This window comes from Brevundimonas sp. Br13 (assembly GCF_055391505.1).
In genome coordinates this window covers 2,720,701-2,741,540 of the sequence record NZ_AP044008.1, presented here as the reverse complement: position 1 = coordinate 2,741,540, position 20,840 = coordinate 2,720,701, and the positions used below count along the sequence as shown (strand labels likewise).

Below are 20,840 nucleotides of genomic sequence, written 5' to 3'. Positions count from 1 at the left end.
TGGCGTAAGGCAATCCGTTCCGAAGTCCGACCGAAACCTTCAGTCTGTCAGGAAAGGCGCCAGCAGGGGATGGGCCAGGACGGGCGCGGCCAGACGAACCACGGCCTGCGGATCTTCCAGCCGGACGGCGGCGGTGGCGTCGGCGACGATGAAGTCGGCGTGGGTGCGCGACGGCTCGGTCAGCCGCTCATGGCCCGGCCGCACGGTCGCCAGATACTGGGCCACGACCGAATCCGCCGACCGACCCCGCTCGGACTGGTCGCGCAGCAGGCGCCGGATGAAGCGGATGTCGGCGGGGGTGTCGACGAAGACCCGGATGTCAAACAGGGCAGTCAGCTCGGGCGTACAGAGCACATGGGTGCCTTCGACGATCACCACCTCGGCTGGCGGGATCGGTTCGCCGCCCGGCTCGCGTCCATGATGGATGAAGGAATAGACGGGCGCGGTCACGCCCCGACCCGACTTCAACGCCTTCAGGTCTGTGATCATCAGCGCATGGTCGCGCGCGGCTACATCGTCGAAGTCGAAGGTCGCGGGGTCGAAGCCGGGCAGGGCGGCGGCGTCCTTATAATAGGAGTCTTCGCGCACCAGCACGGCCGCCCCGTCGGGCAGGCTGGACACAAGCGCCTCCGCCAGCGTGCTCTTACCGGAGCCGGAGCCCCCCGTGATTGCGATCAATATGGCCATGGACGGCCTTCTACGGCGCCGGCCGGCGCATCGCCAAGCGCCGGTCCGACGGGGCGATCGGTCGCGCGACGGCGCGCCGGGGTCGCATTGCTTATCGCTGATCACCCCTATAGCGTCTCATCAAGCGTCGCGGGCGAGCAGACGCATCAAGGGACAAGGAAGACGCACATGCTGGGATTGATGCAGGATTGGCCTCTGACGGTCGATAAGATCCTCGACCATGCCAAGAACTGGCACGGCGACCGCGAAGTGGTCACCCGTTCCGTCGAAGGCCCCATCGTCCGCACCACCTATAGCCGGATTCACGACAGGGCCAAGCGGGTGTCCAACGCCCTGAAAGCCTGGGATATCGAGCCCGGCGATCGCGTCGCCACCCTGGCCTGGAACACCGACCGCCATATCGAGACCTGGTACGGCGTCATGGGCATAGGCGCGGTGTGCCACACCCTGAACCCCCGTCTGTTTCCCGAGCAACTCGTCTATATCATCAACCACGCCGAGGACCGGGTCATCTTCACCGACCTGACCTTCGTGCCGCTGCTTGAAGCCATTCTGCCCCACATCCCGAAGGTCGAGCGGGTCATCATCATGACCGACGACGCCCACATGCCGCAGACCCGGCTGCCGCGCGCAGAATCCTATGAAAGGATCGTGGCTGAACAGTCCCCCGACGTCTTGTGGGGCGACTTCCCGGAAAACACCGCCTGCGGCCTGTGCTACACCTCCGGCACCACGGGGAATCCCAAAGGGGTGCTGTATTCGCACCGCTCCAACTTCCTGCACACCTTCATGGCCCTGCAAGCTTCGGTGGTTGGGGGCAAGACCAGCGACGTCATACTGCCGGTGGTGCCCATGTTCCACGCCAACGCCTGGGGCATCGCCTTCGTCGGTCCCGCATCGGGCTGCAAGCTGGTGATGCCGGGCGCCCGGATGGACGGGGAGGCTCTGTATGAGCTGCTCGAGACCGAGGGCGTCACCTTCTCGGCCGCCGTGCCCACCGTGTGGCAGGGGCTTCTGGCCCATATGCGGCAGAACGGATTGAAGCTTTCTACGGTCAAGCGCGTGCTGATCGGCGGTTCGGCCGTGCCGGAAAGCCTGATCCGAGCCTTCCACGACGATTATGGCGTCGAAGTGCTCCAGGGCTGGGGCATGACCGAGACTTCGCCGATCGGCACCCTGTCGAACATGACGCCGGAGACGGCGGCCCTGCCGTTCGAGGAACAGCTGAAATACCGCACCAAACAGGGTACGCCCCCACTGGGCATAGAACTGGCGCTGAAGGACGACGCGGGTCAGAGCCTGCCGCATGACGGGGCCACCTTCGGCCATTTGATGGTCAAGGGGCCGACGGTCGCCCGCGCCTATTTCCGTGAGGAGAGCTCGATTCTGGACTCAGACGGCTTCTTCGATACGGGCGACGTCGCGACCGTCGACGAGCTGGGCTTCATGCAGATCACCGACCGGTCAAAGGACGTGATCAAGTCGGGTGGGGAGTGGATCAGCTCCATTGAGATCGAGAACATCGCCGTCGGCCATCCCAAGGTCGAACTGGCGGCGGTGATCGGCGCCCCTCATGCCAAATGGGACGAGCGCCCGGTCCTGCTGGTCAAGCTGAAGGCGGGAGAGATCCTGAACAAGCAGGAGCATCTCGACTTCCTGAAGGGCAAGATCGCCAAATGGTGGATGCCCGACGATGTGGTGGCGCTGGACGAGATCCCCCTGGGCGCCACAGGCAAGATCGACAAGAAGCTTCTGCGCGAGCGGATGAAGGACTATCGTCTGCCCGACGTTCAGCCCGCCTGACCTGCCGGAGCGCCGATGCGATCGACCAAGCCCGTCCCCGCCTTGATCCCTGTCCTGACCGCCGTAACGGCGGCGGCCCCGGTCCTGGCGGTGGCGGCCATGGCGGCGACCCTGTTCGGCGGGGTCGATCGGGCGGTCACCTATGATCTGCTGACCTGGACGGTGGGGCGGGGCATGGCCTGGGTCGGCCTCGGTGCGGCCTTGGTCGTCTCGGTCCTGGCTCTGCGCGACCTCGGCCGACGTGGGGCCTATGCCGCGACGGCCCTGGTGTTGGCGGGAAGCGTGCTGGGCGTCTTCCTCTATCAAGGGGCGCGTCTGGCCCAGCCGACGCCGCGCGACGTCAGCACCAGTGTGGAAGAACCGCCGGCCTTCAGCCGTTTGGCCGCCCTTCATCCTCACGCGGATGACGTTCAGGGCGAGCCGGCCTGTCCCGCCGCCCGCTCCATTCCCTCGCAGATCTTGGCGCAGCAGGCGGTATCGGCCCTGGTGGACGCTGGTTTTCCAGTGGTTCGCGCCGCGACCTTCGAGGTCGAGGGGGTGCATGAGGGCGCCTGGTTCGGCTTCGCCTATGACGCGGTGATCCGCATCCGGCCCGGACGGACCGACATTCGAGTTGCAGCGCGCGATCCGCGCCCCGACGGCGGCGCGACCTGCCGTCTGATGGGCAAGATCGTCGCGGCCCTGGAGGAGGAAGTCCGCTAGAGCATGATCGTTTCGGACGGAACCGCGCAGCGGTTCCAACAGAAGCGTGAATCATGCTCTCGCTTTGATCTGGGGCTTGATTCACCGTTTCAGCGAACCGCGTAGCGGTTCCTCCTCAACGGATCAGGCTCTAGGCCGGACGAAACTCCGTCGTCACGCTGGGCGGGCCCGAAACGGTCGCCGTCCCGTCTTCGACCAGTTTGATCAGATGGGCCAGGACCGACAGGGCGGCGGCCGGCCACAGCCGCTGATCCACGGCGGCGTAGAGAATCGGCGTCATCTCCGCCGCCGTTCGGTCGCCCGCCCTCAACCGCGCCGCCACCTGGGCCTCGCGCTCCAGCCTGTGGGCGCGATAGGCTGACAGAAAGGGCCCAGGGTTCGTCACAGGGGCGCCGTGCGTGGGCCAGAGAGTGGTGAAGTTCCGCGCGATCACGGCGTCCAAGCTGGCCATATAGTCGCGCATGTTTCCATCCGGCGGCGCCACCACCGTGGTGGACCAGCCCATGACGTGGTCGCCGCTGAACAGGGCGTTCTCCTCCCGTAGAGCGAACGCCATATGGTTCGAGGCGTGGCCGGGCGTGAACAGGGCCTCCAGCGTCCAGCCGTCGCCCTCGATCCGTTCGCCGCCCGTCAGCACCGTGTCGGGGGCGAAGTCCGCATCCTCATCCTCATCCAGCGCGCCCGAGGCGTGGGTTTCTCGCACCGGGGGCCGCGCCGCGACAATCGTCGCCCCCTTACGATCGGCGAAGGGGCGGGCGAGGGGGGCGTGGTCGCGGTGGGTGTGGGTGACGAGGACGTGGCTGACGACGCGCCCTTCCACCGCCGTCAGCAGGGCGGCCAGATGCGCCTCGTCCAGAGGGCCGGGGTCGATCACCGCCACCTGCGCCCCCGGCTCCGCCCGCCCGACGATATAGGTCCCCGTCCCCGTAAAGGTGAAGGGGCCCGGATTGGCGGCGATCACCCGCTGAATCAGCGGCGAGACCTGATCGCGCCGCCCATAGGCGAAGTCGAAATCGCGAACGAAGGGAATCACGCCGCCGCCCCCGTCCTCTGGCGCGACCCTTGCCTTAACTCCTCGGTAACCTTCGCCGGAGCGCCCGTCATGGCTCGTTCGATCGCCTTCGCTGTCTCAAATCGGCTCCAGCCTATCGCGGCGGCGCTGCTGTGTCTCATGGCGGCGCAACTCGTCACAGCGTCGTGCACGCCCGAGCCGGCGCCTTATGCGTCGAGGGTGGCGGTGGAGCGGTGATTTGAGCGGAATGCTCCTAGGGACCACCTAGAGGGCTGTGGGGGAAATATTGCGCATTCGATGACGCAGCAGACGACAAATCTCAAAGTGTCGCGTTCTTGCGGGCTCAGATTGATGAATTGGTGGATTTCGCCGCAATAACGACGTATTGTGGCCTTCCTCGCCTTTCTGTGGCCATATTGCGACAGGTGGACGACTAAAGGGTTACGGGCCTGTAATAGACGTAGCGCGCCCTATGTGGCGGATTAAGCTCTCCTCCGATCTACGTGCATGGGGACGTAGAGTTTAGGCGGCATTTTAGCGTCGCCCGATCGTTTCAGGAGGATGATTTTGAAAAACCGATCCATTCGGCAGCGGATGCTCGCTACGACCATGATGGGCGGCGTGGCGTTCGCCATGATCGTGGCAGCGCCTGTCCTGACGCCAACGGCTGCTTTGGCTCAAAGCACGACGGGCGGCCTTCGCGTGACCGTCAATGGCCCTGACGGCGCGCCCCTGGCCGGCGCAACGGTCACTGTCAGTTCGCCGCTCTCGCTTGTGTCTCGTACTGGCGTGACGGATAGTGCGGGTTTTGTGCGCTTGTCGGGCCTTGACCCGGCCGCCAACTACACGGTCTCGATCTCGGCGCCCAACTATGAAACCTTTACGGCGACCGGCATTGCGGTGACGTCGAACAGTGACCTGTCGCAGACGTTCAGCATCGGTGGTGCGTCGACCGTGGACGACATCATCGTGACCGGCACCTCTTTCGCCGCTGTCGATGTGACTTCCGCCACGGTTCAGACTGTTTTGACGCTGGACACTGTGGAATCCCTGCCTACGGGCCGGAGCTATCAAAGCTATCTGCAACTCGTTCCTGGCGTGAAGCCTGGCTCGAACCCGTCTTCAAAGTCGGGCATTAACTCGTCAGTCACTGGTGTGGTGGGTTCGTCTTCGGACAACGTCTACTACATTGATGGCGTAAATGTCACCGACCCCGTCACCGGCACCTTTGGTGCCAACCTGAACAACGAAATCATTCAGGAGCAGAAGGTCATTACTGGCGGTGCACCTGCTGAGTACGAAGGTGGTTCGGGTCTCATCTCACAAGTGGTGACAAAGTCCGGGTCAAATGAGTTCCACGGTTCTGTCAACTACTACTTCCAGAATGACAGTCTCGTTCAGGAAGACAAACATAATGAGTCGGCTGGATTCTCCACCTACGACACGGCAGTGACGCTCGGCGGACCCATTCTTCGTGATAGGCTGTGGTTCTTCGGTTCTTATCAGCGCACGCATCGCGAAGACGACGTTCTGAACAGAACCACCGGCGCGGTTCAGCGGACGGTCGAACGCGACGCTGAGTACGGCTTCGCGAAGTTGACTTGGCAGATTACCGACAATGACCGGTTGACCGCGACCTACCTGAGCGATCCGACGGAAATCAGCGGCAGCTCCTCGGCATCTGTTCGCAACTATCGTGACTCGGCGACGGACCAGGGTGGCGAGCGTTACAAGATCGATTACACCAAGACCTGGGGCGATCTGACGCTGAACGCTTACTACTTCAACCACGAGTCTGAGCTCAACACGATCGCCGCCGACAGCTCCACGCGTAATAACGTCGTGTTTGCTCGTGGGGCGACTTATACCTACGAAGAGCAGAACATTGGTGGTTCGGGCGGGAATACGCTTCGTAACCGCAATCGGGATGAATGGGGCGTCAGCGCCGAGTACTTCCTGGACACGTCCTTCGGCAGCCATACGTTCAAGGCGGGTTACACATCGACCAAGAACGAAAACATCGTCGAGGGTACGGTGAACGGAGGCGCGACCTATACCTCGCTGTCGAGCCGTTACCCGGGCACGACCTTTGCTCAACTGGCGGGCACGGGCTTTACGAGCGCTGTCTTCTCCGCCGATGACCGTAGTCGTATCATCGATGGCATCAACGCAGCCTCGAACCGGGCCGCGCTTTATGCGATCGTTGACACCAACCGTGACGGATCCCTGTCGCTGGGTGAGATCGACGCCATCAGCTTCTCCGATACGGCAGGAAACCCGGGCGGCCAGATCAACTCGTATCGCTCGCTGCGGACACAGAACGGCATCAACAATGTGGGTTCCGAAGGCAAGGCCTTCTACATCCAGGATAGCTGGACCAAGGGACAACTGACGGTGAACGCCGGCGTGCGAGCCGAGGAGTGGACCCACACCGATTCGAACGGAAGCGAACTGTTTACGTTTGAATGGGAACTCGCGCCGCGTGTCAGCGTCGTCTATGATTTGTTCGGGGACGGCCGCACCAAGGTCTGGGCCTTCGGCGGTCGCTATTACGATCCCGTACGTAACGACATGACCGCCTTCGCCGGCAGCCTGTCAGGGGCAGTCGATGAAGAGCAGATCAACATTGGCGGCAACTGGGTGACTTATCGTACCCGCGGTGGCGCTGCTGTGCTCGACTCCATCTTCTCGCCCAGCACCAAGACGCCCTACACGGATGAATTCCTGATCGGCTATTCGACCACCTTTGGACGTGACATCGGTCTGTCGGTGGTCGCCACCCAGCGGAACACCCGTAACATCTTCGAAGACTACGATCTGCACGTCTATTCGGACCCGACCAATACGGGTCTGGACGGCAACGCGGTTCCCGGTGGGCCCTTCTTCCTGGACTACAACTACTTCGGTTTGAGCGCCGCTCAGATTGCTGACGTCCAAGCGGGTCGGATCAACTATGTGTTGGGCACCCTCGCCGGCGGCAAGCGTGACTATCGCGGCATCGAAGTGGCGCTGACGAAGTACCGTACCGAAAACTGGTTCGGACAGCTGTCCTACACCTTCAACGACGCCAAGGGTAACTCGAGCTCGGACGGCAATGCAGGCGTGCAGGGTGACTTCATCTACCTGGATCCCCGCGCTCCGAACGCCTGGGGTGATCTGCCTGGGAACATCAAGCATCAGTTCAAGGCTTACGGCGGTTACGAGTTCGACTTCGGCCTCGAAGTGGCTGGCGTCTTCAACTGGAACAGCGGTGTAATCTACACCCCCATCTCGTATCTGTATGGATATGTGGCGGGACCGCGCGATCCCGCTTACAACTTCGGCGGCACGACCTCGACTTGGCTTTCGCCCGGCTTCACCGGCTCGGAGACGGGCCCGTCGTACTTCACCTTCGATGTTCGGGCGACCTACACGCTCGACCTGTCGTTCGGTAAGGTCGAGCTGTTTGCGGACATCTTCAACATCTTGGATCAGCAGTCCGCGACGTCGGAATTCACTGACGTGGCTGGTAACGCTGACTTCGACTACCAGGAAGCGAATGCTTGGGTTGCGCCTCGCCGCGCCTATCTGGGGGTGCGCTACTCCTTCTAAGACGAGAACCTCAGGATGTCGGCGGCTCCGCCGTCATCCTCAAGGCCAAGTCATAGCGGAAGAAGCACTGGGCGGCGGACTTCGGTCCGCCGCCCTTTCTTTTTGAGCGCCGCACTGGCGCCATCTTGGCGGTGGAGCGTTACAGCTTGGCTGGGCGCTGGGGCGCCCTCTCGTCTAGGATTGCAATGCTGAAGTTTTCCGCCGCCGCGCTCGCCGCGACCCTTTCGCTTTCCGCCGCCGCCGCCGCCTTCGCCCAGTCCCAGGACGGGCCGATCGTCACGGGCAATCGCACCGCCGAGACGGCGGAGGCCTTGAAGGTCCGTGAGGCGATCGCCTATTCGCACACGCTGCCGCGCGGGGCGCCGACACAGGATTATCCGCTGGTGGCTTGGTGCGACGCCCTGGTGACGGGGCACGCGGATCTGGGCGACAGCCTGACCAACCGCTCGCCGGAGGATACGGAGCTGGTGCGGCTGGGGCGTCTGGAGGCCCAGGATTTCCGCAGCGCCCTGGCGGCGGCGGAGCCGAGGCAGACGGCGGCGACCAAGGCGGCTGCGCAACAGGCGGCGGCTGCGGCCAAGGCCCAGTGGGCGCCGCTTCTGGCGAGCGAGGACGAGGCGGCGCGGAGCCAGTCGTTCGGCCTGTTCTACGGCCTGCCGGGCCGGTGCGAACATGCGGCGCGGCGCATCCGGAACAACATCACCAATCCGCCGGCGACCCCGGCCGAAGTGGGGCTTGAGGCGCCGGCGCCCGCAAACTAAGCGGCAGAATCTCGAAGATCAGCGACGGCGGCTTGGGTCCGGCTCAGGCCGCCGTTTCCCGTTTGGCGACGTAGGGATCGTAGTTGAGGATGGGGGCCAGCCAGCGTTCGCAGGTGGCGACGTCCCAGCCCTTGCGACGGGCGTAGTCCTCGACCTGGTCCAGGTCGATCTTGCCGACGCCGAAATAGTGGCTGCCGGGATGGCCGAAATAGAGGCCCGAGACCGAGGCGGGGGGCCTCATGGCGAAGCTCTCCGTCAGGGCCATTCCGGCGTTTTGCTCGGCCTGAAGCAGGCGGAACAGGGTGGCCTTTTCCGTATGGTCGGGCTGGGCCGGGTAACCGGGCGCCGGGCGGATGCCCTGGTATTGTTCGGCGATCAGATCGTCGACGCTGGTCGCCTCGTCGGCAGCGTAACCCCACAGCTGGGTGCGGACTTCCTTGTGCAGCCGTTCGGCGAAGGCCTCGGCCATGCGGTCGGCCAGGGCGGTGGCGAGGATGGCGGAATAGTCGTCGCCCGCGTCCTTGAAGCGTTTGGCGATCTCCAGCTCGCCGTGGCCGGCGGTGACGGCGAAGGCGCCGATATAGTCCTGGTCGTCGTCGGCGATGAAGTCGGACAGAGCCAGGTTCGGTTTGCCGTTCGACTTCTTGATCTGCTGACGCAGCGTGTGGAAGCGGGCGATCTCGGCGTCGCGCGTCTCGTCGGCGAAGACGATGATGTCGTCGCCGGCGGCGCGGGCGGGCCAGAAGCCGACCACGCCCTTGGCGGTAAACCACTTCTCGTCGATGATTCGCTTCAGCATGGCTTGCGCGTCGGCGAACAGATCCCGGGCGGCCTGGCCGACGATCTCGTCGTCAAGGATCAGCGGATAGCGGCCGATCAGCTCCCAACTGGCGAAGAATGGGGTCCAGTCGATGTGGTCGGCGAGGTCCTGAAGATCCCAGGACTCGAAGGCCCGCACGCCGATGAAGCCGGGCTTGCCGGGGCGGGGCTGATCGGGGTCGAGCTTGAAGCGGTTCTCGCGCGCCTGATCCAGGCTGGCGCGGGCCTTGACCTCCTGGCCCCGGGCGTACTGTTCCCGAATGCGGATGTATTCGTCGCGGGTGGCGGCTTCGTTCCTGGCCCTTTCGGTGGGCGACAGCAGGCCTGAGACCACGCTGACGGCGCGCGAGGCGTCGACGACATAGGTTGTCGAGCCCCGGCGATAGGCCGGCTCGATCTTGACCGCCGTATGGGTGCGGCTGGTGGTGGCGCCGCCGATCAGCAGAGGAATATCGAAACCGCGCCGCTCCATCTCAGCGGCGACGAAGACCATCTCGTCCAGCGACGGGGTGATCAGGCCGGACAGGCCGATGATGTCGACGTTATGGGCCTTGGCCTCGTCCAGGATCCGGTCGGCCGGGACCATGACGCCCAGGTCGATGACCTCGTAATTATTGCACTGGAGCACGACGCCGACGATGTTTTTGCCGATGTCGTGGACGTCGCCCTTGACCGTGGCCATCAGGATGCGGCCGGCCTGTTCGCGCGGTTTGCCGGCCTTTTCAGCTTCCATATAGGGCTCGAGCCAGGCCACGGCCTGTTTCATCACCCGGGCGGATTTCACCACCTGCGGCAGGAACATCTTGCCCGAGCCGAACAGGTCCCCGACCACATTCATCCCGTCCATCAGCGGACCTTCGATGACGTGCAGCGGCCGTTCGGCGGCGAGACGCGCCTCCTCGGTGTCGGCCTCGATGAACTCGGTGATGCCGTGGACCAGGGCGTGCTCGATCCGCTTGCCGACCGGCTGTTCGCGCCAGCTGAGATCGACGACGCGAGCCTGACCCTTTTCGCCCTTGTAGCGGGGCGCCATGTCGACCAATCGCTCGGTGTTCGAGACATTGGTCCGCTGCGGTCGATTCAGAATGACGTCCTCGACCGCCTCTCGCAGCTCGGGGTCGATGTCGTCATAGACGGGCAGGTCGCCGGCGTTGACGATGCCCATGTCCATGCCGGCGTTGATGGCGTGGTACAGAAGGACGCTGTGGATCGCCCGGCGCACCGGCTCATTGCCGCGGAAGCTGAACGAGACGTTCGACACACCGCCCGAGATGCGGGCGTAGGGCAGGGTGGCCTTGATGACCTTGACCGCCTCGATGAAGTCGACGGCGTAGTTGTCGTGCTCCTCGATCCCCGTCGCCACGGCGAAGATATTGGGATCGAAGATGATGTCCTCGGGCGGGAAGCCGACCTCGTTGACCAAGATATTATAGGCGCGGGTGCAGATCTCGATCTTGCGGGCGGCGGTGTCGGCCTGTCCCACCTCATCGAAGGCCATGACCACGACGGCGGCGCCGTAGCGCAGGCATTTGACGGCCTGTTCGCGGAACTCAGCCTCGCCCGCCTTCATGCTGATCGAGTTGACGATGGGCTTGCCCTGGACGCATTTCAGGCCCGCCTCGATCACCTCCCATTTGGAGCTGTCGATCATCACCGGCACACGGGCGATGTCGGGCTCGGCCGCGATCAGGTTGAGGAAGGTCCGCATGGCGACGGCGCCGTCCAGCAGGCCCTCGTCCATATTGATGTCGATGATCTGGGCGCCGGCCTCGACCTGTTGCCGGGCGACGTCGAGCGCGGCCGAGTAGTCGCCCTCGACGATCAGCTTGCGGAATTTGGCCGAGCCGGTGACGTTGGTTCGTTCGCCGACGTTGATGAAGGTGGGTCTCATGACTGTCCTCCCTCTCCCATTGGGAGAGGGCTTGAGCGCACGGCGGCGAAGCCGTCGTTCTGGCGCGAAAGGGCGAGGGATAGGCGGTGCGAGTTGGCCCACCGGCGAACCCTCATCCGGCCCTGCGGGCCACCTTCTCCCAATGAGAGAAGGAAAGAAGGCGTCGCCATCACGCCACCATCTCGAACGGTTCCAGCCCCGAGAGCCGCAAGGCCACCGGCCGCTCCGGGATCGCGCGCGGTTTCAGCGGCGCGACCTCTTCTGCGACATGCTTGATGTGATCCGGCGTGGTGCCGCAGCAGCCGCCGACGATATTGACCAGGCCCGACGCCGCCCATTCTTCGATGAAGTGGGCGGTCTCGTGCGGCTCCTCGTCGTACTGGCCCATGGCGTTGGGCAGGCCGGCGTTGGGATAGGCCGCGACCAGGGTGTCGGCGACGCGGCTCAGTTCGGCGATGAAGGGCCGCATCAGGTCGGCGCCCAGGGCGCAGTTGAAGCCCACGGCGAAGGGCTTGGCGTGGCGCACGCTGTTCCAGAAGGCCTCGGCCGTCTGGCCCGACAGGGTGCGGCCCGACCGGTCGGTGATGGTGCCCGAAATCCAGATGGGCAGGGCGTCTAGCCCATCGTCTTCCAAATCCTTGATCGCCTTGATCGCGGCCTTGCAGTTCAGCGTGTCGGTGATGGTCTCGATCAGATAGAGGTCGACGCCGCCCTCGTTCAGCGCCTTCACCTGATGGCGATAGGCCTCATAGACCTGATCGAAGGTCACGCTGCGGGCGCCGGGGTCGTTCACGTCGGACGACATGGACAGCATCTTGTTCAGCGGGCCGATGGAGCCGGCGGCGAAGCGCGGCTTGTGCGGCTCCTTCTCCGTCCAGCGGTCGGCGGCGGCGCGGGCCAGTTTGGCGCCTTTCAGATTGATGTCCCACACCGCCTGGGCGTCCAGGGCGTAGTCCTCCTGGGCGATGGTGGTGCCGGAGAAGGTGTTGGTCTCGGAGATGTCGGCGCCGGCGGCGTAATACTGGTCGTGCAGGTCCGAGATGATGTCGGGGCGGGTGATGCAGAGGATGTCGTTGTTCCCCTTCATCTGGTGCGTTTCGTCATAGCCGTTGGCGGCGACGAAGCGGTCGGCGCGGAAGTCGGCTTCGGACAGGCCCCTACGCTGGATCATCACGCCCCAACTGCCGTCGAGGACCAGAATGCGTTCCTTGGCCGCCGCATGCAGGGCGGCGATCCGTTCTGCCCGAGTCAGGGGGCGGGTGAGGGGAGAGGTCATTACGCCACAGCCTTTGTTTCACGCACGCCCAGCACGCGGCAGATCGCATAGACCAGATCGGCGCGGTTCAGGGTGTAGAAGTGGAAGTCGGAGAAACCTTCTTCCTGCAGACGGGCGCAGGTCTCGGCGGCGATGGAGGCGGCCAGCAGTTTGCGGGTCTCCGGGTCGTCGTCCAGCCCGTCGAAATGAGCTTTCAGCCAGTCGGGGATACCCGCGCCGCAAGCGCCGCACATACGGACCAGGCCGGCGAAGTTGGACACGGGCATGACGCCGGGGATCAGGGGAATGGTCACCCCCGCCGCCCGCACCCGGTCGCGGAAACGCAGGAAGGCGTCGATGTCGAAGAAGAACTGGCTGACGGCGCGGGTCGCGCCGGCGTCCACCTTGGCCTTGAGCACCTCGATGTCGTGATCGATGGACGGGCTCTCAGGATGTTTCTCGGGATAGGCGCCGACCGTGACGTCGAAGCCGCCGATGCGGCTGATGGCGGCCGTCAGTTCGGTGGCGTTGGCGTAGCCGTCGGCGCGGGGCTGATAGACGCCGCCGATGCCGCCGCCGCCGGGGGGATCGCCACGCAGGGCGACGATATGATCGACGCCGATGGTCTTGTAGCCGGCGATCACCTCGTCCACCTCATCCCGACTGGCGTCGACGCAGGTCAGGTGGGCGGCGGGACGTAAAGCCGTCTCGGCGATGATCCTTTGCACGGTCCGGTGGGTGCGTTCCCGCGTCGAACCACCCGCTCCATAGGTGACGGAGACGAAGGCGGGGTTCAGCGGCTCAAGCCGGCGGATCGCCTTCCACAGATTGACCTCGGCCTCGTCGGTCTTGGGCGGAAAGAACTCAAAGGAAACCCGCACCGTTTCGCGGTTCGATCCGGCGCGCGCGACCGGCCCCAGCGGCGAGAGCAGCAAGGCCCGCGCTTCCGCCAGATTGGTGGAGGAACCGGTCATCATGCGCTCTTTCTGCCTTGGGCGGCGGCCGGCGCCGCCCGGCGTTCGGCCGTCCAGATCGTTACAGTCAGCCCTTCGTTATCGGGGGGCAGGGCGATGGGCGCAGAGGGAGCCAGGCCGTTGTCGACCAGCCAGCCGGTGATTTCTGCGTCTGCGAAGCCCAGGCGGCGGTGCTGATGGGCCTCGCGCATATGTTCGAAGTCGTGCGGGGCGAAATCGACGATGACCAGCCGCCCGCCCGGGCAGACCAGACGCGCCGCCTCGGCCACGGCGGCGGAAGGGTCGGCAAGATAGTGCAAGACCTGATGCACGATCACCAGATCGGCGCTGCCGGCGGGCAGACGGGTGGCGAAGATGTCGCCGTGACGCAGTTCGACCTTGCTCAGCCCGGCCTTGGAGACATTGGCGCGGGCGATGTTGAGCATGTTCTGGCTCAGATCCAGCCCGACCGACATCTTGGCCTTCTTGCCGAACAGGGTCAGCATACGTCCCGAGCCGGTGCCCAGGTCGACGACGCGCTTGAACGGACCGGGCCCCACCGCCCTTTCCAGTGCGGCTTCCACGGCGCTTTCGCTGACATAGAGGGAGCGCAGTCGGTCCCATTGCGGCGCAATCTGTTCGAAATAGCTTTCGGCCGCCTGCTGTCGGTCCTTCTGCACCTCGCTCAGTCGCCGATGGTCGGCCTCTCCGGCGTCGTCGGCCAGAATGTCCAGTACGGTGTCGATCAGCCGCCGCGCATGGGGATCGTGCGACAGGCGGTAATAGACGCGGGCGCCGTCGGGAAACCGCTCGATCAGCCCGGAATCGGTCATCAGCTTCAGGTGACGCGAGACGCGGGGCTGGCTTTGGTCCAGAATGCGCGACATCTCCATGACCGACAGCTCTTCACTGGCCAGCAGAGACAGGATGCGCAGGCGGGTGGGTTCGCCGGCGGCGCGAAGCGCTTCGACAGTCTGATCGGCGTTCAAGCTCATATGATCATATAAAGATATCTTTATATGATTTGGCAAGCAAAAACCTGCTCGCAAAGGCCGCGACGGTAAGGCTTCCTTTCGCCGTTGAAGGAGATGCAATCCCTTTGGAGTGGTTCCATGCGCAGTCTTCTGATCTCAACCTTCGCCCTCCTCGTCGCCGGACCGGCCCTGGCGCAGAGCGATTTTCCTGAGCCGCCGATGGGCGGGGGGCAGATGTCCGGCCCGCCGCCGATGGGCGGGATGCGTCCGCCGGAGCGCGAGACCCTCGCTGACATGAAGGCGAGGATGGGCGCCATGTTCGACCGTATCGACGGCAACCATGACGGCGCGATCAACGCCTCGGAGCTGTCCGCCTCGCCGGGCGGTCGGATGCTGAGCCGCGCCGATGCGGATGGGAACGGACTCATCACCAAGGCTGAGATGGAGGCCGCCGCCGAAGCCATGTTCAAGACCATGGACAAGAACGGCGACGGCGTCGTCACGGCCGATGAACGCCCCCAGCGTCCGCAACGCCCGGACTGATCACCCGACCGGCGTCTTCAGCGGCTGGCCCGCGAAATGCGCCTGAAGATTCTGCATCAGCAGCATCAGCATGCCCTGCACCCCGGCGGACGTCGCGCCGGCGGTGTGGGGCGTCAGGACGAGGTTCGGAACATCGGCCCAGCGTGAAGGCTCGGTCGGCTCCTCCATGAAGACGTCCAAGGCCGCCTGACCCAGGGCGCCGGATTTCAGCATGTCGATCAGGGCTTCCTCGTCGATCAACTGGCCGCGCGCGACATTGACCAGCAGGCCGCCCGGCCCCAGGGCCTGAAGCACCTCGCGAGAGATCAGGCCGCGATTGGTCTCATCGGCCTTGCAGGCGACGACGAGGATGTCGCTGGCCTCGGCCAGGGCCGACAGGCTGTCGGCCCGGGGCCATTCGGCATCCTTGAGGCGAGGGCCCCACCAGCTCACATCCATGCGGAACGTCTCGGCGCGCCGGGCTACCGCCGCGCCTATGGCGCCCAGGCCGACGACGCCCAGTTTCTGGCCGCCGAGCGAGGGGGTGATGCTGCGGGTCTCGGCGGTCCAGCCGCCCGACCGGACCTGGCGGTCGCCCGAGACGATCTGCCGACGCGCGGCCAGGATCAGGCCCAGGGCGTGGTCGGCCACGTCTTCGTGGTTGACGCCCGGCGCATGGGTGACGGGCAGGCCGCGTTGCCGGCACCAGTCGATGTCGATCCCGTCATAGCCCGAGGTGAAACAGGCGATCAGATCGAGGGCGGGGAGGCGTTCGATCAGCCCCTTGTCCAGCGGCGCCTCGCCGGCGACGATCAGGGCGCGGATGTCATGGGCGGCCTCAATGGGCGGGCCTTCCCAGAAGCGGTAGACGTCATAGGCGCTCTCTAGGATCGGCGAGAGCGGGGCGAGATGCCGTTGCATGATCAGGACGGCGGGGCGTTGGGTCATGCGCGCACCTCGATCAAATGGAGGCCGTCGAGGAGACCTTGTTCGATCCTGGCCCATCGGGGTTCAAGCCATTCGATCAGCACACGCCGGGTCGCGTTGCCAAGACGAAGCCAGACGATCTGAGGCCCTAGCCGGCGGTCCGCCGCCCAGATGGCGAAGTCCCGATCCTTGGTGATGATGACGCGCGATTCCGCTCGGGCCAAATCCCAGATGTCCTGGTCACGCGCATGTACCGCCAGAAGCGTGGAAACATGGTCGGCCGCGTGCCCATTAGCTCTCAGCCAATCGGCAAGAGCGATAGGCAGCTGGGCGTCCACGATGAATTTCACGCGGCGATCACGCCGGTGTCGCCGATGCTTGCGGCCGCATAGGCAAGGCTGGCCCGAATGTCGTCAGCTTCCAGGTAGGGGAAGTCCGCGAGGACTTCCTCCGGGCTCGCGCCACCGGCCAGCATGTCCAGAACGTCCTGCACGCGAATTCGCATGCCTCGAATGCACGGACGGCCCCCGCACTGGCTGGGATCAATGGTGATGCGGGACAGAAGATCGTCGCTCATGTCCCGCATCCTATCACAGATCAATCAGCGCCCGAACTTCTGGTGTTGCAGGCGCTTGGGAATGATGCTGTCGGCGCCGAGACGACGCATCTTGTCCTGTTCGTAGGCTTCGAAATTGCCCTCGAACCATTCCACATGGCCGTCGCCTTCGAAGGCGAGAATGTGGGTGGCCAGACGGTCCAGGAACCAGCGGTCGTGGGAGATGACTACGGCGCAGCCGGCGAACTCTTCCAGGGCCTCTTCGAGGTTCTGGAGCGTCTCGATGTCCAAGTCGTTGGTCGGTTCGTCGAGCAGGATCAGATTGCCGCCGGCGGCCAGGGTCTTGGCCAGGTGGACGCGGTTGCGCTCACCGCCCGACAACTGGCCGACCTTCTTCTGCTGGTCGCCGCCCTTGAAGTTGAAGCTGCCGACATAAGCGCGGGTGTTGATCTCGCGCTTGCCGACCATCATCACGTCGGTGCCGCCGGAGATGGCCTGCCAGATGGTTTCGTCCGGCTTCAGGTCGTCGCGCGACTGGTCGACATAGGCCAGCTTCACTGTCTCCCCGACGCGGATCGAGCCGCCGTCGGGCTTTTCCTGACCGGTGATCAGCTTGAACATGGTCGACTTGCCGGCGCCGTTGGGGCCGATGACGCCGACGATGCCGTTGGGCGGCAGTTTGAAGGTCAGATTGTCGAACAGCAGCTTGTCGCCATAGGACTTCTGCAGGCCCTCGACCTCCAGCACCACATTGCCCAGGCGCGGGCCGGGCGGGATCTGGATATGGGCGTGGGTCTGGGCCCCGCGCATCGATTCCTGTTCCTCGACCATCCGTTCGTAGGCGGCCAGACGGGCCTTGGACTTGGCCTGACGGGCCTTGGCGCCCGAACGGACCCATTCCAGTTCGCGGGTGAGGGCGCGCTGGCGGGCTTCGGATTCCGACTGTTCCTGAACGACGCGCTTCTGCTTGGCTTCCAGCCAGGAGGAATAGTTGCCCTCGTGCGGGTGACCCTTGCCGCGGTCCAGCTCCAGGGTCCACTTGGTGACCTGGTCCAGGAAGTAGCGGTCGTGGGTGACCAGGATGACGCAGCCGGGGAAGTTCTCCAGGTGGTGCTGCAGCCAGGCGACGGATTCGGCGTCCAGGTGGTTGGTCGGTTCGTCCATCAGCAGCATGTCGGGCTTGGACAGCAGCAGGCGGGCCAGGGCGACGCGGCGCTTCTCACCGCCGGACAGGTTGGTGACTTCCCAGTCGTCGGGCGGGCAGCGCAGGGCGCCCATGGCCATTTCGATGCGGCTGTCGATGTCCCAGACGTCGGCGGCGTCGATCTTCTCCTGGAGGCTGGTCATTTCCTCCATCAGCTCGTCGGTGTAGTTCTCGCCCAGTTCGGCGGCGACGGCGTTGAAGCGGTTGACCCACTGCTTCTCCTCGCACCAGGCCTCGACGTTCTCGCGAACATTCAGGGCGGGATCGAGCTGGGGCTCCTGCTCCAGATAGCCGCGCTTGATTCCGTCGGCGGCGCGGGCCTCGCCGGAGAACTCGGTGTCCAGGCCGGCCATGATCTTCAGCAGGGTGGACTTACCCGAGCCGTTGACCCCGACCACGCCGATCTTGGCGTCGTTGTAGAAGCTGAGCCAGATGTTCTCGAAGATCTTGCGGCCGCCGGGGAAGGTCTTGGTCAGACCCTGCATCTGGAAAATATATTGCTGCGCCATGAGGTGCGATTTCGCCCTTGGGGTTTCGTCGAATGGGGGAGGTTGCCGCGGATGTAGCGATCCTGAGGCGCGAGAGCAAATAAGGCGAGTATCGGCGGGTCGGGCGCCCTGTGTCGGGACGCGGCCTCTCACCAGTCCAGAGCGGCTTCGCCTCTCAGAAGGGCCTCGGATTCGGGCGTGTGTTTGGCGCCAGACCGGTCGTGCAGCACCAGCGGCGGCAGGAGGCGCAACGGCGCCTTGCCGGTCTTGATCGCCCGGACCAGCACCCGTTTGGCCGGTTCCTCGGCGAAGGGCTGAATCGGTCGAATGGCGAAGGACCCGGCCTTGTCTCCCAGCAGGGCCAGCAGATCGGCCAGGCGGTCGGCGCGGTGGATGATCACGATCCGGCCGCCCTCGCGCACCGCTTTCAGCAGCAGACCGGTCCAGGCCGCCAGGCCGTCGTCGGCCATCCAGGCGCCCTGTTTGCCCGGAGCGGGCGCGCGCAGGGCGCCGGGGTCGTCGAAGAAGGGCGGATTGGACACGGCCCAGTCGAAGGGCGGCAGTCCCAGCGAACGGCAACCGGCCGCGACGTCGCCCTCGATGACGGTGATCCGATCCCCGAAACCGTTCAGCCCCGCATTCTCGCGCGCCAGGGCGGCCGACGACGAATCACGCTCCAGCCCCGTCAGCGAAAGAGCGTCATGACGGGCGGCGATCTGCATCAGCACGGCGCCGGCTCCGCAGCCGGCTTCGAACAGCCGCTCGCCCGGCCGTGGCGCGACGGCGGCGGCCAACAGGGCGGCGTCCATGCCGGCGCGATAACCCCGCGCGGGCTGTCGCAAGCGCACCCGCCCGCCTAACAGGGCGTTCTCGACGACTTCCGGCGCGGCGGGAACGCTGTCCAAGCCTCAATCTCCTTGACCCTCCGGGGGGTGATCACCATTGTGCGCGCCATCGCGATCCGGCAAGCGGACGCGGTCGGAATTAGCTGCGCGGCGGACGTTGCGCGACCTGCGAAAGAGTATCCCCTTGGACCTCGCCCCTGCCGTGTTTCCCCGTCCGAAGGGGGATGTGAACGCCCTCGTCCGGCTGGCCGGAACCGATATGGCCGAGGTGGACGCTCTGATTATCGACCGGATGCAGTCGGATGTGCCGATCATCCCAAAACTGGCCGAACATCTGGTCTCGGCGGGGGGCAAGCGGTTGCGGCCCCTGCTCACAGTCGCCGCCGCCCGGGCCACGGGCGCGCAGGGGGACATTCTGTCGCCCAAGAAGCTGGCGGCGGCGGTGGAGTTCATCCACACCGCCACCCTGCTGCACGACGACATCGTGGATGCGTCGGAGCTGCGTCGAGGCAAGGTCGCCGCACATCTGATCTGGGGCGCACCGACCAGCGTCCTGGTCGGCGACTTCCTGTTCGCCCGCGCCTTCGAACTGATGGTCGAAACGGATTCGATGCGGGCTCTGGGCATTCTGGCCGAGGCCTCGCGCGTGATCTCGGAAGGCGAGGTGCTGCAGCTGACCCGCGCCCACGACCTGAACCTGGACCAGGCCACCTATCTTCAGATCATCTCGGCCAAGACCGCCGAACTGTTCGCCGCCGCCGCCGAGGCGGGGGCCGTGGGCGCCGGGGCGTCGGCCGAGGCGGTCAAGGCCCTGCGCGATTACGGCATGGCCCTGGGCATCGCCTTCCAGCTGGCCGACGACGCCCTGGACTACGGCGCGACCGCCGAGGCCCTGGGCAAGAACGCCGGCGACGATTTCAACGAGGGCAAGGCCACCCTGCCGCTGCTGCTGGCCGTGGCCCGCACCCGGGGCCGCGAGGACGCCTTCTGGGAGCGGACCGTGACCAAGGGCGAACGCACGCCCGACGACTTCGCCCGCGCCCGTGAACTGGTCGTCGGCTCCGGCGCCATCGGCGCGACCCTGGACCTGGCCGGCGACTACGCCGATCAGGCCAAGGCCGCCCTGTCGGTCCTGCCCGCATCCGACTGGCGCGCGGCCCTGGAAGACCTGGCCGATTTCGCCGTTTCGCGTGCCGCCTGAACCTGCTCCTGCGGCAGGGGGGGCAGGCCTGGACGCCCAGGTTCGCGCCGCCGATCTGGACCGCTGGCTGTCCAGCCGACTGGTCGCCGATGATCGCTCCCGCGCCGATCTGATCACCCTCTACGCCTTCGAGGCCGAGCTGATGGTCATACCCACGCGCGTGACCCAGCCCCTGCTGGCCGAGATGCGCTACACTTGGTGGGCCGAACAGCTGGATGGAGTCTTCGCCGCCGTCCCGCGCAAGGGCCATCCGGTGCTCGAGGCCCTGACGGATCTCGTCGCCCGTCACAGCCTGGACCGCGCCCCCTTCGACGCCCTGATCGAGGCCCATATCGGCCGCGTCCACAGCCAGCCCCATGATCTCGACGCCTTCTACGTGGGGCCCATGCAGACGGCGGTCCATGTGTTGGCCGGTCCTGGCCATGTGGATAAGGTGATCGAGGCCGGACGGGTCTGGGGCCTGACCCAGGTCGGGCGAGCGGACGAGGCGAGGGCCGGGCGCAAGGCCGCCAACGCCGCCCTGAAGACCCTGCCGGTCGCCGCCTTCCCCGCCGTGGCCCACGCCGCCCTGTCCGGGCGTGACCGGCCCGAGGCCTTCCGGCGGCTGCGGTTGATCCTGGCCGCCTTCGTCGGGCGGATTTGATCCAGA

18 protein-coding genes are annotated in these 20,840 nt (G+C 65.4%); 7 read left to right on the top strand and 11 right to left on the bottom strand.

All coding sequences use genetic code 11. The features are described 5' to 3' along the window. Nucleotides 1-39: 39 nt before the first annotated feature. A complete protein-coding gene (udk, locus tag ACZ5M6_RS13590; protein WP_054766158.1) occupies nucleotides 40-687 on the bottom strand; it encodes a uridine kinase in 648 nt (215 codons plus the stop codon). Between the two features lie 168 nt (nucleotides 688-855). Here udk and ACZ5M6_RS13585 point away from each other — a divergent pair, with 168 nt between their 5' ends. Together ACZ5M6_RS13585 and ACZ5M6_RS13580 are read left to right on the top strand one after the other, a co-directional pair. Beyond that, nucleotides 856-2,490, top strand: coding sequence for a long-chain-fatty-acid--CoA ligase (locus ACZ5M6_RS13585; RefSeq protein ID WP_333896036.1), 1,635 nt, complete (start codon nucleotides 856-858; stop codon nucleotides 2,488-2,490). A 15-nt stretch (nucleotides 2,491-2,505) separates the two neighbouring features. Further along, nucleotides 2,506-3,192, top strand: coding sequence for a DUF1499 domain-containing protein (locus ACZ5M6_RS13580; RefSeq protein WP_333896035.1), 687 nt, complete (start codon nucleotides 2,506-2,508; stop codon nucleotides 3,190-3,192). 130 nt (nucleotides 3,193-3,322) lie between these two features. Here the strand turns inward: ACZ5M6_RS13580 and ACZ5M6_RS13575 are convergent, their stop codons facing one another. Further along, nucleotides 3,323-4,225: an MBL fold metallo-hydrolase gene (locus ACZ5M6_RS13575; protein ID WP_333896034.1), complete on the bottom strand. Its 903-nt coding sequence runs from the start codon at nucleotides 4,223-4,225 to the stop codon at nucleotides 3,323-3,325. A 546-nt stretch (nucleotides 4,226-4,771) separates the two neighbouring features. Here ACZ5M6_RS13575 and ACZ5M6_RS13570 point away from each other — a divergent pair. Then, a complete protein-coding gene (locus ACZ5M6_RS13570) occupies nucleotides 4,772-7,795 on the top strand; it encodes an outer membrane beta-barrel protein (RefSeq protein WP_464158912.1) in 3,024 nt (1,007 codons plus the stop codon). Between the two features lie 185 nt (nucleotides 7,796-7,980). Continuing rightward, complete coding sequence (locus ACZ5M6_RS13565; RefSeq protein ID WP_054766153.1) at nucleotides 7,981-8,556, top strand: hypothetical protein; 576 nt, start codon at nucleotides 7,981-7,983, stop codon at nucleotides 8,554-8,556. 43 nt (nucleotides 8,557-8,599) lie between these two features. Here the strand turns inward: ACZ5M6_RS13565 and metH are convergent, their stop codons facing one another. From metH to ACZ5M6_RS13545, 4 genes are all read right to left on the bottom strand, one after another. Beyond that, nucleotides 8,600-11,266, bottom strand: coding sequence for a methionine synthase (gene metH, locus ACZ5M6_RS13560; protein WP_464158911.1), 2,667 nt, complete (start codon nucleotides 11,264-11,266; stop codon nucleotides 8,600-8,602). A gap of 169 nt (nucleotides 11,267-11,435) precedes the next feature. Then, complete coding sequence (locus ACZ5M6_RS13555) at nucleotides 11,436-12,542, bottom strand: homocysteine S-methyltransferase family protein (RefSeq protein WP_464158910.1); 1,107 nt, start codon at nucleotides 12,540-12,542, stop codon at nucleotides 11,436-11,438. Further along, the gene (metF, locus tag ACZ5M6_RS13550; RefSeq protein ID WP_054766151.1) at nucleotides 12,542-13,498 is read right to left on the bottom strand and encodes a methylenetetrahydrofolate reductase [NAD(P)H]; all 957 of its coding nucleotides are present in this window, start codon (nucleotides 13,496-13,498) and stop codon (nucleotides 12,542-12,544) included. Before metF ends, ACZ5M6_RS13555 begins: the two co-directional genes overlap by 1 nt. Beyond that, nucleotides 13,495-14,469: an ArsR/SmtB family transcription factor gene (locus tag ACZ5M6_RS13545; RefSeq protein WP_054766150.1), complete on the bottom strand. Its 975-nt coding sequence runs from the start codon at nucleotides 14,467-14,469 to the stop codon at nucleotides 13,495-13,497. Before ACZ5M6_RS13545 ends, metF begins: the two co-directional genes overlap by 4 nt. Before the next feature lie 117 nt (nucleotides 14,470-14,586). On the opposite strand from ACZ5M6_RS13545, the gene ACZ5M6_RS13540 reads away from it, so the two are divergent. Continuing rightward, nucleotides 14,587-14,991, top strand: a complete 405-nt coding sequence (locus ACZ5M6_RS13540) for an EF-hand domain-containing protein (RefSeq protein WP_054766149.1) — start codon at nucleotides 14,587-14,589, stop codon at nucleotides 14,989-14,991. On the opposite strand, the gene ACZ5M6_RS13535 is transcribed toward ACZ5M6_RS13540, so the two are convergent. The 5 genes from ACZ5M6_RS13535 to ACZ5M6_RS13515 form a co-directional block, all read right to left on the bottom strand. Further along, nucleotides 14,992-15,918, bottom strand: coding sequence for a 2-hydroxyacid dehydrogenase (locus tag ACZ5M6_RS13535; protein WP_464158909.1), 927 nt, complete (start codon nucleotides 15,916-15,918; stop codon nucleotides 14,992-14,994). After that, nucleotides 15,915-16,247, bottom strand: coding sequence for a DUF5615 family PIN-like protein (locus ACZ5M6_RS13530; RefSeq protein WP_054766147.1), 333 nt, complete (start codon nucleotides 16,245-16,247; stop codon nucleotides 15,915-15,917). The genes ACZ5M6_RS13535 and ACZ5M6_RS13530 overlap by 4 nt, the downstream gene beginning before the upstream one ends. Then, on the bottom strand, nucleotides 16,244-16,474 hold the full coding sequence (locus tag ACZ5M6_RS13525; protein ID WP_054766146.1) for a DUF433 domain-containing protein: 231 nt from the start codon (nucleotides 16,472-16,474) through the stop codon (nucleotides 16,244-16,246). Before ACZ5M6_RS13525 ends, ACZ5M6_RS13530 begins: the two co-directional genes overlap by 4 nt. A 24-nt stretch (nucleotides 16,475-16,498) precedes the next feature. Continuing rightward, nucleotides 16,499-18,166, bottom strand: coding sequence for an energy-dependent translational throttle protein EttA (gene ettA, locus ACZ5M6_RS13520; protein ID WP_054766145.1), 1,668 nt, complete (start codon nucleotides 18,164-18,166; stop codon nucleotides 16,499-16,501). A gap of 128 nt (nucleotides 18,167-18,294) precedes the next feature. Next, nucleotides 18,295-19,050: a tRNA1(Val) (adenine(37)-N6)-methyltransferase gene (locus tag ACZ5M6_RS13515; RefSeq protein WP_464158908.1), complete on the bottom strand. Its 756-nt coding sequence runs from the start codon at nucleotides 19,048-19,050 to the stop codon at nucleotides 18,295-18,297. A 124-nt stretch (nucleotides 19,051-19,174) separates the two neighbouring features. Between ACZ5M6_RS13515 and ACZ5M6_RS13510 the strand changes: the two genes are divergently transcribed. Both ACZ5M6_RS13510 and ACZ5M6_RS13505 read left to right on the top strand, forming a co-directional pair. Continuing rightward, complete coding sequence (locus ACZ5M6_RS13510; RefSeq protein ID WP_152950621.1) at nucleotides 19,175-20,191, top strand: polyprenyl synthetase family protein; 1,017 nt, start codon at nucleotides 19,175-19,177, stop codon at nucleotides 20,189-20,191. Then, nucleotides 20,181-20,834: a squalene/phytoene synthase family protein gene (locus ACZ5M6_RS13505; RefSeq protein ID WP_054766143.1), complete on the top strand. Its 654-nt coding sequence runs from the start codon at nucleotides 20,181-20,183 to the stop codon at nucleotides 20,832-20,834. The genes ACZ5M6_RS13510 and ACZ5M6_RS13505 overlap by 11 nt, the downstream gene beginning before the upstream one ends. Nucleotides 20,835-20,840: the final 6 nt, after the last annotated feature.